Origin of the sequence: Asanoa siamensis (assembly GCF_016862555.1) — a bacterium.
GTDB classification, from domain to species: domain Bacteria; phylum Actinomycetota; class Actinomycetes; order Mycobacteriales; family Micromonosporaceae; genus Asanoa; species Asanoa siamensis.
Window position 1 is genome coordinate 21,038 of record NZ_BONE01000018.1, and the last position, 12,962, is coordinate 33,999.

A 12,962-nucleotide genomic window follows, 5' to 3' on the forward strand; every position below is an offset into this window, starting at 1 on the left:
CGGGTTCGGATCGACTGACTAGGCGGTCGCGGTCGCCACCACCCGCAGGCCCTGCTTGTAGTCGACCACCGCCGGCGTCCAGTCGAGCTCGGTGCGCGCCTTCTCGTTGGACACCCGCATCGAGGTGGTCATCGCCGTGTACGCGTAGGGCGCGGCCAACCGCAGCAGCGGCGCCGGCAAGCGGCGCGGTGGCTTCGCGTCGACCAGCGTGGCCATCTCGTCGAGCAGGTCGCCCCAGGTGACCGGGACACCGTCGACGATGTTGTACGCGCTGCCCGGCCGCCCCTTCTCCAGCGCGGCGATAGTGGCCGAGGCGGCGTCGTCCAGGTGGATCATGTTCTGCTCGCCGCCACCGCCCGCGATCACCGGGAACCGCCGCTTGCGTACTGCGTGGATCATCCGTTTTGTCCCCGGATCGTCCCCGTAGAACAGTCCGTACCGCAGTGCGATGCCGTCCAGCCCCTCGGCGTTCGTCGCCTGCGCCTCGGCCTCGTGGAAGGCGTCCATGATCGGGCCGAGCGGGCCGTCGGCCGGCACACCGAACGGGTCGGCCTCGGTCAGCGGCCGGGTGCCGTGCGGGCCGTACCCGTACCCGTACACGATCGACTGGGTCACGAACCGGGTCGCACCCACCTCCCGGGCCGCCTCCAGCAGGTTGGCCGTGCCCTTCGTCCGCAGGTCGTTGGTCTTCTCCATGTCGCCGAACCGCAGCGGCGGCCTGGTCAGCGCGGTGCACTCGTGGATCACGGCGTCGGCCTTCGTCCCGGCCACCGCGCGCAGCAGGCCCTCGCGGTCCAGCACGTCCGCGACCAGGGGTTCCGCGCCGAAGGCCTCGAGCCGCCGGGCGTTGGCCAGCAGCCGGGTCACGCCGATGACCTCGTGGTGGTAGGCCACCAGCCGCTGGATGAGCGGCGTCCCGATGGCGCCGGTGGCGCCGGCCAGCAGTACCCTCATGACGTCCTCCCGTGGTCGACGCCCCGCACCCCCAGTCAACCGTGCCGGCAGCGGCGGCGGGAGGCGATTCGGCGGCTGCGTCGGCCGTCGGGTATTCTCGTCAGGTTGACTGGTCGGCGTCGTCCCTCCGGCAACCCCCAAGGCAATCAATCCCAGGAGTATCCCGTGGCTAGCGTGTGCGACGTCTGTGGCAAGGGGCCGGGCTTCGGCCACAACGTGTCCCACTCGCACCGGCGGACCAACCGCCGCTGGAACCCCAACATCCAGACGGTGCGCACCCCGGCCGGTGGCGGCAACACCCGCAAGATGCAGGTGTGCACCTCGTGCATCAAGGCGGGCAAGGTCACCCGCGCCTGAGGCGCGTCCCCGACCAGATCGTCGAGCCGCCGGGTCCAGGGACCCGGCGGCTTCGCGTGTGCTCCTAGAGCGTGCGGCCGAACGACCGTACGCCCGGCTCGCCCTTGTAGTAGCCGAAGTCCGGGATCCGCTCGTACCCGTTGGCTTCGTAGAACGCGATCGCCTCGGGCTGCTTGTCGCCGGTCTCCAGGATGACCCGCTTGCGCCCCGCCGCCCGGGCCGAGTCCTCGACGGCCTTCAGCACGGCCTTCGCCACGCCTTTGCGGCGCCCGGCCGGGGCCGTCCACATCCGCTTGAGCTCCGCCGCGTCGGCGTCGCCCTCGTTGGTGCGCCAGCCCGCGCAGCCCACCGGCTCGCCGTCGAGGAACGCGACCAGGAACGCCCCGTTCGGCGGGTCGAAGTCGCTCGCGGACAGCGGGGTGTCGTCGCCCGAACTGCCGTAGCGGGCGCCGAGATCGGCCAACAGGTCGGCGACCAGCGCCATGGACTCGGGCGCGGTGAACGGCAACTGCCGGATGTCGAGAGGTTCCACGGACACGACGGTACGGCGGCGACCGGTGGGTAACCGGCCGCCGCCGCTGTGGAGACGATCACGTCCTACCGCTCGCCCACCTGCCGCACCAGCTTGTGGGTCCAGAGGACCTGGTAGCTGACCTTCCCGCCCTCGCCCGACGCCCGCCCGACGGCCAGCCCCGTGGCCGGATCGAAGAGGATCTCGTCGAAACGGCCCTGTTCGGTGCGCCGGAGCCCCCAGACCTTCCGGTCGTCGACCACGGTCTCGCGGGCGGACAGCCCGGACCACCGCTTGATCATCTTGAGCAGGGCAACCCGGACGTCGCCGGTCAGCAGCGGCTCGGAGCTGACCAGCAGCTCGCCGATCTCCTTGGCGAGCAGGCTGTCGGCCGACCGCTTCTGGTTCTCGCCCATCCCGGCGAGCAGCTCGGCCCGCAGCGCGGTCGGGTCGGTCGGCAGGCCGGCCAGCCAGGCCGGGGTCGGCTGCCAGATCGACGGCTTCTCCGGGGGCGACTCCGGGGCCCCGTCGGGTGGCAGGTCGACACCGTTGCGGGTGATCGCCTTGGCGGTCATGCCCTCGGGCGCGAACCAGAGCTCGGTGTCGTCCCGGACCATCTGGCCGGGCTCCTGGTCGACGAGGCCGTGGACGGAGGTCACGCCGGTCATCCGGGTGTAGAGGAACTGGCCGGGCTGGACGGTCTGCGCCGGCGAGTCGGCCACCGCCGTCATCAGCGTGTCGATCGCGGCGGCGACGTCGATCGGCGTGCTCGGCCCGAGGCTGGCCGGCGCGCCCGTCGGGATCGCGCCGCCTCCTGCCTTCGACGGGAGGCTCGGCGACGGGCGGCTCGGGGTGACGCCGCTCGCGGACGGGGACGGGGCCACGCCGACCTCGATCGCCGGGCCAAGGTCGCGCTCGGGCAGCAGCGTGATGCCGCCCGCGGCGACGCCGGCCACCAGCAGGGCGGCCGCGGCCGGCACCCAGCGCCGTCGGCGTGGGGCCGGTGCCGCCTGCTTGCGGGTCATCGCGTGCCAGGTGCGGGCGACCGACTCGTCGGTCGGTTCCGGCAGGCCGGGCGGCAGCTCGCGCACGGCGGCGATATCGGGGTCGGTCACGGCGTCTCTCCTTCGGGGGCGAGGGCGGCGCGGACCTTCGCGCGCGCCCGGTGCAGGGCCGACCGGACCGTCCCGACGGGGATGTCGAGCGCTGTGGCGATCTCCGCGTAGTCGAGCTCCGCCACCGCGAACAGCAGCAGCACCTCGCGCTGCCGCCGGGGGAGCGCGGCCAGCACGCCGGCCAGCTTCCGCACGGTGCGCTGCGCGTCGACGCGGTCGTCCGCCGCGTCGGGCCCGGCCCCGGTGTCGGCCAGCGCCCGCAGTGCCCGGACCTCCGCGCGCCGGTGCCGGCGCAGGAGGTTGGTGGCGATGCCGTAGAGCCAGGGCAGGACCGCACCCCGCCTCGGGTCGTAGCGGGTGCGCTGCTCGTACGCGACGAGGAAGGTCTCGGCCACCACGTCCTCGGCGACCTGCTCGCCCACCCGGCGGGTGCAGTAGCGGAGCAGGTCCCGGCCGTACGACGTGAACATGCCGGCCAGGTCCGCCGGATCGGCCACTGCGTCGGTGGTCGTCGTGGTCATACCCCTACTTGCCACGACGCCCCATCGAGGTTCCCCGCTAACTCGAGAAGTGGTCCCAGCCGATCGGGCCCTTCGGCGGCCTGCCGTCGACCGTGACACCCGTACCCTCGCCGACCCGGCCGATCTCGCGCCACCCCTCGGGGAGCGTGCGGTCGGGCGGGAACGTCGCCGCCAGGGCGTGGTCGTCGCCACCGCCGAGCACCCAGTGGTACGGGTCGACGCCGAGCGCCTGCGCCGCGTCCCGCATCTGCGGCGGCACCTCGAACGCCGCCCGGTCGACGTCGATCGCCACCTTGCTCGCCTGGGCGATGTGCCCGAGGTCCTGCAGCAGCCCGTCGGAGACGTCGAGCATCGCGGTGGCCCCGGCCCGGGCCGCCGCCGGTCCGGCCGCGTAGGGCACCCGCGGCCGCCGGTACGCGTCGACGAGCAGCACCGGGGTACGGAAGCCGCGGCTCAGCACCGTGTAGCCGGCCGCCGCGTAGCCCACCCGGCCGCAGAGCGCCACGACGTCGCCGGCCCGCGCCCCACCCCGGGTGACGGGGTTGCGCCCGCCCAGGTCGCCCAGGGCGGTCACGGCGATCGTCAGCGTCGGGCTGCCGGCCATGTCACCGCCGACCACGGCCGCGCCGACCGTTGCCGCCTCGGCGGCCAGCCCGTCGGCCAGGTCCTCCGCCCAGCGGGCGTCCAGCCCCGGCGGCGCGCAGAGGGCCACCAGCAGGGCCGTCGGGGTGGCGCCCATCGCGGCGATGTCGGCCAGGTTGGCGGCCGCCGCCCGGTGCCCGATCTCGACGCCGCTGGCCCAGTCGCGCCGGAAGTGGCGCCCCTCGACCAGTGCGTCGGTCGACGCCACCACCCGGCTGTCGGGCGCGGCGACGATCGCGGCGTCGTCGCCGGGGCCCAGCAGCGTGCCGGGCCCGGGCTGCAGCCGGGCGGTCACCCGGGCGATCAGCCCGAACTCTCCCGTGCGGGCCACACTCACCAGAACCTCCGGGGTCGGTACCTGCTCCGTTGCGGTAGTTTCACTTCTCGTGCCGTTGGCGGCGATTGGAGACGGGTCGTGGTCCAGGCGTACATCCTCATCCAGACCGAGGTCGGAAAGGCGCGTGACGTGGCCGCGTCAATCTCGGATATTCCGGGCGTCGTCCGCGTCGACGCCGTTACCGGACCATACGAGGTGATCGCCTTGACCGAGGCGCACACCCTCGACGAGCTCGGGAAAATGATCGTTTCCCGGGTCCAGCTCGTACCGGGAATCACCCGCACGATCACCTGTTCGGTGGTGCATCTCTGAGTGGAACGCTCGACCCGCCAGGCCGCGATCATCGCGACCGCGGTGGCCATTCCGCTGGCCGTACTCGTGGCACTGGTGTCTTTCCTGAAATTCTCGCCCGACGAGCCGAAGGCGGCGCCGCCCAGCCCGCCCGCGGCCCCGCAGGCGACCACGCCCGTGCCGATGACCGCGGCGAAGCTGTCGCCCCGGGCGGAGACGCTCTGCCGTGCCCTGCTCTCCCAGCTGCCGACGACGGTGCGTGACCGGCCCCAGCGGCCGGTGACCGAGGGCACGGAGCAGAACGCGGCGTACGGCGACCCGGCGATCACGGTGGCCTGTGGCATCCCGGCCCCGAACTTCCCGCCGACCGACCTGGTCAGCCTCTTCGACCGGGTCTGCTGGCACGCCGCCGAGGGCGCCGCGTCGACGGTCCTGACCACGGTCGACCGCGAGGTGCCGATCCAGGTGACGGTGCCGAAGGCATACGAGGCCGCGGCCCAGTGGACGATCGTCTTCTCCAAGCCGATCATCGAGACGGTCCCGAAGATGGCGACGCCACCCTCGGGCTGCGCGGGCTCGGTCTGAGCCGTCAGTCGGCGCGCAGGGCCTCGCCGGCGATCTCGATGTGCACGGTCTTGCCGACCAGGACGCCGCCGCTCTCCAGCGCGACGTTCCAGAGCAGGCCGTAGTCCTCGCGCTCGATCGCGGCGCTCGCGCTGAAGCCGAAGATGTCCTTGCCGTACGGGTCGCGGCGGACGCCGCCCCACTCGACCTGCAGGTCGACGACGCGCGTCACGTCGCGGACCGTGAGCTGCCCGTGCAGCGTGAACCGGACCGGCCCGGGCGGCGCCTCGGGCGCGCTGGGCCGGCGGTTGAGCCCGTGGTTGCGCAGCTTGGCCCAGAGGAAGATCGGGTCGTCGGAGCCCTTCCAGGTCACGCCGGTGCTGCGGTAGCGCATCAGCGGGAAGCGCTCGACGTCGAGGAAGTCGGGACTGCGCAGGTGGGTGTCGCGGTCCGGGTTGTGCGTCGTCAGGCTGCCCGTCTGGATGATGGCGGTGACCGACGACGCCAACGGGTCCTCGGCGACGACGATCTGCGCGCTGGCTTCCTGGAACTCGCCCCGGACCGGGCTGACCATCATGTGCCGCGCCAGGAAGCCCACCCGCTTGTGGGCCTGGTCCAGGTTGTAGACACCGGCCGCGGGGATGGTCATGCCCTCCCACGTCCGAGTGGCGAATGTGGACACGGTTGACTCGCTCCCCCCGATCGACCCGATCAGCATAAGGACGCCCTGCTGCCCGCCGGGGTTCGCTGACGGCAAGGTGTCACTCGACACAAAGAAAGCGCGCCACCCCCTCGCGAAAGGGGATGGCGCGCTTTCTTTTGTCAGTCGGTCAGCCTCAGGCGGTGAAGCGAAGGCGACGACGACGGGCGAAGAAGAACACCGCGGCACCGACGACCAGCAGGCCACCCGCACCACCGGCGATCGCACCGGCGTTGGAGCCGGTCACCGGAAGGGTCGGGGTGTCCTCGTCGCATTCCTTCGGCTTCTCGGCGTCGTAGTCGATGACCTGGTCCTCAGCGCCCTCGGAGCTGACGGTCACCTTGAGGCCGTCCTTGCCCTCGAACACGACCGGCTCCATCTCGGTGCCGGGCTTGAGGGTGCGGGTGACCGCCTCGCCCTCGTTCGGGGTGAAGGTGACCTTGACCTCGACACCGTCGGCCGGGTTCTCGCCACGGAAGGTCAGCGAGTCACAGGTGGCCTCGTAGGTGCCCTCCGGCACGCCACAGTTGCCCGGGTCCTTCCAGGAGAACTTCTCCGACCAGTCCTTCGTGCCCTTCTCGGTCACGGTGACGTTGCCGGCCTCGGCCTTCGGGATGGTGACGGTCACCGGCTCGCCGTCCTTGGCGATCGTGACCTCCTTCTCGAAGCCCTTGTCGCCCTTGACCACGAAGGTGGCCGCCTTGGTGGCGTCCGCCTTGTTGCTCAGCGTGATGACCAGGTTCTCGCAGTCCGAGTTGGCCTCGGCGTGCGGCTTCGGCATGTCCGGCTTGCAGTCACCGGAGAGCTTCAGCGTCTGGCCGCGCCAGTCCGTCTCCTTGTAGCCGTTGTTCCACTTGGCCTTCACCTGGAGGCGAAGCTGCGTGGTGTTGCCGGCGTACCGGATCTCGCCCGACTTCAGCGCCTCGTTCGTGGCGTGCGGGAAGTCCTCGGTCACCGCGATGTTCGGGACCTGGACCTCGGTGACCTGCTCGCCGACCCACTGGCGGGCGATGACCTCGTAGAACTTGTAGTGGTCAGCCTGCGGCGGCGCGTCGGAGGTGACGGTCCAGTTGACGACGTATTCACCGGTGTTGGTGTCGCACTCGGCCGCCCCGACGACGGTGCTGTGGTGGGCACTCGCCGGCGAGCCGCCGATGACGACCGCCGCGGCGAGGCCGAGGAATGCGGCCCCGGCGACGGCGAGCGGTCGCCGTAGCGCGGATGGGATTCGGAACACGCGTACTCCTGACAGAAAGGGGCGTTCAGGGCACGGCCAAGGCGCCCATCACCACTGTCGACATAGGCCGGTCGTGGGATGGTCAGGCCTCGCCACGTTTTGCGTGTCAGCTGGACGGCAGCTGGCACAGGCGGAGACCTTAGCGGCTCCTGAACCGGACACGCCGCTATCAGCAAAACCTAAGAATGGTGATATCGATTTGAGACCGTTGATATACGGCTGGTCACGCACCAATGCCCGTTAGTCGCGGCGCGCGGAACCCGGAAATGGCCAACAGGTAGCGTGCAGCCTTATGGGAAGGCAGCAGTCATGACCCGCATCGTCGCGGGGACTCTCGGCGGTCGCCGGCTGGCGGCGCCGCCGGGCGCGGGCACCCGACCGACCTCCGATCGGGTACGCGAGGCGCTGTTCAGCAGCGTCGAGTCGATGGTGGACCTGGACGGCGCCCGTTTCGCCGACCTATACGCGGGTTCGGGCGCGGTCGGCCTCGAGGCGCTGTCCCGCGGCGCCGCGCACGTGCTGCTCGTCGAGTCCGACGCCCGCGCGGCCCGCACCATCCGGGCGAACCTGGCGACACTGGACGCCGCGCCGGCCGCCCGCCTGGTCACCGACCGGGTCGCCGCGGTGCTCGATCGGGGTCCCGACGACGGCCCCTACGACGTCGTGTTCGCCGACCCGCCGTACGCGGTGACCGACGAGGAGATCGCCGCGATGGTGACCGCGCTGGTCGGCGGCGGGTGGCTCGCCGCCGGCGCCGTGCTGGTCGTCGAGCGCTCGTCCCGCGGCGGCCCGCTGCCGCAGGTGGAAGGGGTCACGTCGGTGCGCAGCCGCCGCTACGGCGAGACCACACTTTGGTACGGTCGCCGATCATGAGGCGCGCGGTGTGTCCCGGCTCGTTCGACCCGGTCACGAATGGTCACCTGGACGTCATCGGCCGGGCGAGCCGGCTGTTCGACGAGGTGGTCGTCGGTGTGCTGGTCAACCAGTCGAAGGCGGGGCTGTTCACCGTCGACGAGCGGATCGCCATGCTGCGCGAGTCGACGGGCGGCTACGGCAACGTCCGGATCGAGTCGTTCCAGGGGCTGCTGGTCGACTTCTGCCGCGGCATCGACGCGGCCGTCGTCGTCAAGGGCCTGCGGGCGGTCAGCGACTTCGACTACGAGCTCAAGATGGCACAGATGAACATCGGGCTCGCCGGCGTGGAAACACTCTTCATGCCGACCAACCCGCTCTACTCGTACCTGTCGTCGAGCCTCGTCAAAGAGGTCGCGAAATGGGGCGGCGACGTTTCCCCGCACGTACCCGACCATGTGCTGGCCGCCCTGCGCGACCGGCTCGCGGTCGACCGGGCGGTCTGACCTTCCCGACGATCGGATCGTCGTGGTTCTATACCGGGTGCGTGGAGCGGGTCAGCCGGGGCACTTACGCCGTTAGGCTGGGCGACGCGCCGAACCGGATTGGCCGGGGTGCTCGCCTCCGAGCCGCATCATGGACGGAGCAGCCGACCGGCGGCCGGCAGACGATGACAGGAGAGTGCGGTGGATCCGTTCGAGCAGATCGACGAGATCATCGCGATGGTGGAACACGCGCGCGCGGTCCCCATGTCGCGCAACAGCGCCATGGTCGAACGCGGTCCCATGATCGCGAAGCTCGACGAGCTCCGCGCCGACCTGCCCAGCGAGCTGCGGCGGGCCGCGGCGCTGCTGGACGAGCGCGACAAGATCATGGAGGCCGGCAAGCGCGAGGCCGACCGGATCATCAGCGAGGGTGAGGCCGAGCACGCCCGGCTGGTCTCGGTCAACGAGATCACCGTCAGCGCCGAGCACGAGGGCGCGCGGATCATCTCCGAGGCCCGCGCCGAGGCGCAGCGGCTGCGGGAAGAGGTCGACGACTACGTCGACACGGCGCTCGCCAACTTCGAGCAGTTCCTCACCCGCGCGCTAGCCTCGATCGAGCGGGGGCGCGACAAGATGCACGCCCTGCGCGAGATCGGGTCGTTCGTCGGAGAAGAAGCCGAGCGTCCCCTTCCGTTCTGAGCGTCCCGTCGTTCTGACCGGCTGCCAGGCCTGGGGCCAGGGCCGATTAGGGGTCCCGACCGTCCCTCGGGTAACCTGGCATGTCGGCCTCGACAGGCCGGAGTCTGACTATGCCAAAAAACACGCAGACCAACCTCGACCCGCGGTCGCCGCTGGTTCTCGACACCCGAGAGCTGCCGCGCCGCCCTGGTGCCATGCGCACGGTCGACCGCGTCGTCAAGGCACCGGCGGACCTCGGCCTGGAGTTGATCGGCGTGCCGGAAGGTGCCGACCTGCGTCTCGATCTGCGGCTCGAGTCGGTGTCCGAGGGCGTGCTCGTCTCCGGGACGGTCGACGTCCCGGTCTCCGGCGAGTGCGGCCGCTGCCTGCGCCCGATCGACGACTCGGTGGTCGTCAACATCCAGGAGCTGTACGCCTACGAGCACAGCACCACGGACGAGACGACCGACGAGGACGAGATCGGCCGGCTGCAGGGCGATCTGATCGACCTGGAGCCGGCGGTGCGGGACGCGGTGGTGCTGGAGCTGCCGACCAACCCGGTGTGCCGTGCCGACTGCCCTGGGCTGTGCCCCGACTGCGGGGGACTGCTCGACGACCTGCCCGCCGACCACAATCACGAGCAGGTCGACCCGCGCTGGGCGGCGCTGTCGCAACTCAACCCTGAAGGAGACTGACCCGTGGCCGTTCCCAAGCGTCGGATGTCGCGGAGCAACACCCGGTCCCGCCGGGCGCAGTGGAAGACCTCGGCGGTCGCGACCGTGGCCTGCCCGCAGTGCAAGTCGCCGAAGCTGCCGCACGCCGCGTGCAGCGTCTGCGGCACCTACAACGGCCGTCAGGTCATCGAGGTCTGACCTCGGCGTGACGCACCCGACCCTCGGTCGGGCAGCGTCGACGCCCGGCGTGCCGGTTCCACGATCCGGGGAACCGGCAGCCGTGCGGATCGCCGTCGACCTCCTCGGCGGGGACGGAGCTCCCGCCGTCGTGGTTGACGGCGCTCTGCGGGCGTTGCGCGCTGACCCCGACCTGCGCCTCCTACTCGTCGGCCCCTCCGAGGTGGCCGGCGACGTCATCGGTGCCCTCCCGCCCGCCGACCGCCACCGCGCGTCGGTGCGGCCGCTGCGTGGTGCCGTCGGCATGGCCGACCCGCCGCAGCGCGGGGTGCGCTCCGACACCACCGTCCGTGGGGCCGCCCTGGCCGTCGCCGAGGGCGCGGCCGACGCGCTGGTCTCCGCCGGCGCCACGGGCGCCATCGTCACCGCCGCCGTGCTCAGCCTGGGCCGCTGGCCCGGCATCCGGCGGCCGGCCCTGGTCGCCACCATCCCCGCCATCGGCGGGCCGGTGGCGCTGCTCGACGTCGGCGGCTCGCTCGAGGCCCGCCCGATCACGCTGGCCGGCCACGCCCTGCTCGGCGCCGCCTACGCCGACGTCGTGCACGAGATCCCGCGGCCCCGCGTGGGGCTGCTCTCCGTGGGCCACGAGACCGGCAAGGGCGACCGCGCCCGCCGGACGACCGACCCCATGCTCGCCGGCCTGAAGCTCGGCGGCGACGCGCACTACGTCGGCCTCGTCGAGGGCTACGACGTCTCGTCCGGCGAGCGGGCCGACGTCGTCGTCACCGACGGCTTCACCGGCAACATCCTTCTCAAGGGCATCGAAGGCGCGTACGCGCTGGCCGGGGGACCGCCGCCGGGCGGCGCCGCGCCGCGGGCCGCCGCCCTGCTCGGCGTCGCCGGCACCGTCGTGGTCTGCCACGGCGGCGCGACCGCCGACGACCTGGCGTCGGGCCTCGCGCTCGCCGCCGACCTGTACCGAACCCGCGCGATCGCCCGTATCGCGACGGCGCTGGCCGACCTGATCGAGGTGACCACATGACCAACGACAAGCGCAGGCGACCACCGGTGGCCCATCTGGAGTCCGCCTTCGGCGTGGCCTTCGACGTCGACCTGCTGGAGCGGGCGCTGACCCACCGGTCGTACGCGTACGAGAACGGCGGCCTGCCGACCAACGAGCGACTCGAGTTCCTCGGCGACTCCGTACTCGGCGTGGTGATCACGACCGCGCTCTTCAACAACCACCCGGACCTGCCCGAGGGCCAACTCGCCAAGCTGCGGGCCAGCGTGGTCAACATGCGCGCGCTGGCGGAGGTGGCCCGCGGCCTCGGCCCCGACGGGCTCGGGCCTTACCTCCTGCTCGGCAAGGGCGAGGAGACCACCGGCGGGCGCGACAAGAACAGCATCCTGGCCGACACGCTGGAGGCGCTGCTCGGCGCGATCTACCTCCAGTACGGCCTGGACACGGCGGCCGTGGTGATCCACCGGCTGTTCGACCCGCTGATGGCGGAGTCCGCCGGCCGCGGCGCGGCGCTGGACTGGAAGACCAGCCTCCAGGAGCTGACCGCGACCCTGAGCCTCGGCGTCCCCGAGTACCGCATCGACGAGGCCGGCCCCGACCACGCCAAGACCTTCACCGCCTGGGTCGTGGTGGCCGGCAACCGCTACGGCGGCGCCGACGGCCGCAGCAAGAAGGAGGCGGAGCAGCGGGCCGCCGAGACCGCCTGGCGGGAGCTGTCGGACCGGGCCGCCGAGAAGGTGGCCGCGCCGAGCGCCGCCGAATAGGTTTACGCGGTGCCCGAGCTACCCGAGGTCGAAACCGTCCGCACCGGCCTGGTGAAGCACGTCGCCGGCCGGCGGATCGCGGCGGTCGAGGTGCGGCATCCGCGTGCCGTCCGCCGCCACCTGCCCGGCCCGCTCGACTTCGCCGGGCGGCTCACCGACCGGCGGGTCGTCGACGTCCGCCGCCGCGGCAAATACCTGTGGCTGCCGCTGGACAGCGGCGACGCGATCGTCGGCCACCTCGGCATGTCGGGCCAGATGCTGCTGCAGCCGGCGGACGCCCCCGACGAGATCCACCTGCGCATCCGGTTCCGGTTCGCGGACGGCGACCCCGAGTTGCGCTTCGTCGACCAGCGCACGTTCGGCGGCCTGGCGGTCTCCCCGGGCGGCGCCGACCTGCCGGCCGAGATCGCGCACATCGCCCGCGACCCGATCGACCCCGAGTTCTCCGACGCGGGTTTCGTCACGGCCCTGCGCCGCCGGCACACCGAGGTGAAGCGGGCGCTGCTCGACCAGACGCTGATCTCCGGCGTCGGCAACATCTACGCCGACGAGGCGCTCTGGCGCGCGTCGCTGCACGGCGCCCGGGCGACGGACCGGTTGACGGGGCCGGCGGCGCTGCGCCTGCTGGGCCACGTCCGCGACGTGCTGGGCGAGGCGATCTCGGCGGGCGGCACGAGCTTCGACGCGCTTTACGTGGACGTCAACGGCCAGAGCGGATACTTCGAGAGGGGCCTGAACGCGTACGGGCGGGAAGGCCAGCCCTGCAACCGCTGCGGCGCCCCGATCCGGCGCGAGGCGTTCATGAACCGCTCGTCGTTCTCGTGCCCGAAGTGCCAGCCCCGGCCGCGGGTGGCGGTTCGCTGACGCGGCCCACCCGGCTTTTCCGACATGTCGGCTTGCGGTAATCGGGGCGACGCGAAGATCAAAAAGGCTGTACGTTCCTGCGGGGCCATCGGGCCCAGAAGGAGCGTGCACGGGGGACATGTCGGCTGACAACCATTCGCCTCCGGCGCCGGCCTGGACGCCGCCGCCGTACGGCCCACCGCACCCACACCCACCCGCCACTCCACCACTCGCGGCCG

18 protein-coding genes are annotated in these 12,962 nt (G+C 72.0%); 11 read left to right on the forward strand and 7 right to left on the reverse strand.

Translation table 11 applies throughout. The features are described from left to right. Positions 1-18 precede the first annotated feature (18 nt). Positions 19-954, reverse strand: coding sequence for an NAD-dependent epimerase/dehydratase family protein (locus Asi02nite_RS13060; protein WP_203712866.1), 936 nt, complete (start codon positions 952-954; stop codon positions 19-21). 165 nt (positions 955-1,119) lie between these two features. Between Asi02nite_RS13060 and rpmB the strand changes: the two genes are divergently transcribed. After that, positions 1,120-1,311 (forward strand): 50S ribosomal protein L28, encoded by a 192-nt coding sequence (gene rpmB / locus Asi02nite_RS13065; RefSeq protein ID WP_089254979.1) that lies wholly within the window; start codon positions 1,120-1,122, stop codon positions 1,309-1,311. A 64-nt stretch (positions 1,312-1,375) separates the two neighbouring features. On the opposite strand, the gene Asi02nite_RS13070 is transcribed toward rpmB, so the two are convergent. The 4 genes from Asi02nite_RS13070 to Asi02nite_RS13085 form a co-directional block, all read right to left on the reverse strand. Continuing rightward, a complete protein-coding gene (locus Asi02nite_RS13070) occupies positions 1,376-1,795 on the reverse strand; it encodes a GNAT family N-acetyltransferase (RefSeq protein ID WP_203712994.1) in 420 nt (139 codons plus the stop codon). Positions 1,796-1,908: 113 nt separating this feature from the next. After that, positions 1,909-2,937, reverse strand: coding sequence for a hypothetical protein (locus Asi02nite_RS13075; RefSeq protein WP_203712867.1), 1,029 nt, complete (start codon positions 2,935-2,937; stop codon positions 1,909-1,911). Further along, positions 2,934-3,458: an RNA polymerase sigma factor gene (locus Asi02nite_RS13080; protein ID WP_203712868.1), complete on the reverse strand. Its 525-nt coding sequence runs from the start codon at positions 3,456-3,458 to the stop codon at positions 2,934-2,936. Before Asi02nite_RS13080 ends, Asi02nite_RS13075 begins: the two co-directional genes overlap by 4 nt. 37 nt (positions 3,459-3,495) lie before the next feature. Continuing rightward, entirely contained in the window at positions 3,496-4,437 is a 942-nt protein-coding gene (locus Asi02nite_RS13085; protein WP_203712870.1) for a thiamine-phosphate kinase, read from the reverse strand. A 78-nt stretch (positions 4,438-4,515) separates the two neighbouring features. Here Asi02nite_RS13085 and Asi02nite_RS13090 point away from each other — a divergent pair, with 78 nt between their 5' ends. Continuing rightward, positions 4,516-4,749 (forward strand): Lrp/AsnC ligand binding domain-containing protein, encoded by a 234-nt coding sequence (locus Asi02nite_RS13090; protein ID WP_089254975.1) that lies wholly within the window; start codon positions 4,516-4,518, stop codon positions 4,747-4,749. Beyond that, on the forward strand, positions 4,750-5,313 hold the full coding sequence (locus tag Asi02nite_RS13095; protein WP_203712871.1) for a DUF3515 family protein: 564 nt from the start codon (positions 4,750-4,752) through the stop codon (positions 5,311-5,313). Positions 5,314-5,317: 4 nt separating this feature from the next. Here the strand turns inward: Asi02nite_RS13095 and Asi02nite_RS13100 are convergent, their stop codons facing one another. Continuing rightward, positions 5,318-5,941: a YceI family protein gene (locus tag Asi02nite_RS13100; protein ID WP_203712872.1), complete on the reverse strand. Its 624-nt coding sequence runs from the start codon at positions 5,939-5,941 to the stop codon at positions 5,318-5,320. Between the two features lie 187 nt (positions 5,942-6,128). Further along, the gene (locus Asi02nite_RS13105; protein WP_203712873.1) at positions 6,129-7,229 is read right to left on the reverse strand and encodes an LPXTG cell wall anchor domain-containing protein; all 1,101 of its coding nucleotides are present in this window, start codon (positions 7,227-7,229) and stop codon (positions 6,129-6,131) included. Positions 7,230-7,538: 309 nt separating this feature from the next. On the opposite strand from Asi02nite_RS13105, the gene rsmD reads away from it, so the two are divergent. The 8 genes from rsmD (at position 7,539) to mutM (ending at position 12,744) form a co-directional block, all read left to right on the forward strand. Then, positions 7,539-8,102: a 16S rRNA (guanine(966)-N(2))-methyltransferase RsmD gene (gene rsmD, locus Asi02nite_RS13110; RefSeq protein WP_203712874.1), complete on the forward strand. Its 564-nt coding sequence runs from the start codon at positions 7,539-7,541 to the stop codon at positions 8,100-8,102. After that, the gene (coaD, locus tag Asi02nite_RS13115) at positions 8,099-8,587 is read left to right on the forward strand and encodes a pantetheine-phosphate adenylyltransferase (RefSeq protein ID WP_203712875.1); all 489 of its coding nucleotides are present in this window, start codon (positions 8,099-8,101) and stop codon (positions 8,585-8,587) included. The genes rsmD and coaD overlap by 4 nt, the downstream gene beginning before the upstream one ends. A 180-nt stretch (positions 8,588-8,767) precedes the next feature. Further along, positions 8,768-9,265, forward strand: coding sequence for an SPFH domain-containing protein (locus Asi02nite_RS13120; RefSeq protein ID WP_203712876.1), 498 nt, complete (start codon positions 8,768-8,770; stop codon positions 9,263-9,265). 110 nt (positions 9,266-9,375) lie between these two features. Next, on the forward strand, positions 9,376-9,939 hold the full coding sequence (locus Asi02nite_RS13125) for a YceD family protein (protein WP_203712877.1): 564 nt from the start codon (positions 9,376-9,378) through the stop codon (positions 9,937-9,939). 3 nt (positions 9,940-9,942) lie between these two features. Further along, the gene (gene rpmF, locus Asi02nite_RS13130) at positions 9,943-10,116 is read left to right on the forward strand and encodes a 50S ribosomal protein L32 (protein WP_203706145.1); all 174 of its coding nucleotides are present in this window, start codon (positions 9,943-9,945) and stop codon (positions 10,114-10,116) included. A gap of 49 nt (positions 10,117-10,165) precedes the next feature. Next, on the forward strand, positions 10,166-11,137 hold the full coding sequence (locus Asi02nite_RS13135) for a phosphate acyltransferase PlsX (protein WP_308440153.1): 972 nt from the start codon (positions 10,166-10,168) through the stop codon (positions 11,135-11,137). Then, a complete protein-coding gene (rnc, locus tag Asi02nite_RS13140; RefSeq protein WP_203712881.1) occupies positions 11,134-11,880 on the forward strand; it encodes a ribonuclease III in 747 nt (248 codons plus the stop codon). The genes Asi02nite_RS13135 and rnc overlap by 4 nt, the downstream gene beginning before the upstream one ends. 9 nt (positions 11,881-11,889) lie before the next feature. Next, positions 11,890-12,744 (forward strand): bifunctional DNA-formamidopyrimidine glycosylase/DNA-(apurinic or apyrimidinic site) lyase, encoded by an 855-nt coding sequence (mutM, locus tag Asi02nite_RS13145; protein WP_203712883.1) that lies wholly within the window; start codon positions 11,890-11,892, stop codon positions 12,742-12,744. Positions 12,745-12,962: the final 218 nt, after the last annotated feature.

Excerpts from the sequence above, each read along its gene's own strand:
- rnc (WP_203712881.1), top strand. The coding sequence starts at position 11,134 with ATGACCAACGACAAGCGCAGGCGACCACCGGTGGCCCATCTGGAGTCC.
- coaD (WP_203712875.1), top strand. The coding sequence starts at position 8,099 with ATGAGGCGCGCGGTGTGTCCCGGCTCGTTCGACCCGGTCACGAATGGT.
- rsmD (WP_203712874.1), top strand. The coding sequence starts at position 7,539 with ATGACCCGCATCGTCGCGGGGACTCTCGGCGGTCGCCGGCTGGCGGCG.
- Asi02nite_RS13080 (WP_203712868.1), bottom strand. The coding sequence starts at position 3,458 with ATGACCACGACGACCACCGACGCAGTGGCCGATCCGGCGGACCTGGCC.
- Asi02nite_RS13100 (WP_203712872.1), bottom strand. The coding sequence starts at position 5,941 with ATGACCATCCCCGCGGCCGGTGTCTACAACCTGGACCAGGCCCACAAG.
- Asi02nite_RS13060 (WP_203712866.1), bottom strand. The coding sequence starts at position 954 with ATGAGGGTACTGCTGGCCGGCGCCACCGGCGCCATCGGGACGCCGCTC.
- Asi02nite_RS13070 (WP_203712994.1), bottom strand. The coding sequence starts at position 1,795 with ATGGCGCTGGTCGCCGACCTGTTGGCCGATCTCGGCGCCCGCTACGGC.
- Asi02nite_RS13125 (WP_203712877.1), top strand. The coding sequence starts at position 9,376 with ATGCCAAAAAACACGCAGACCAACCTCGACCCGCGGTCGCCGCTGGTT.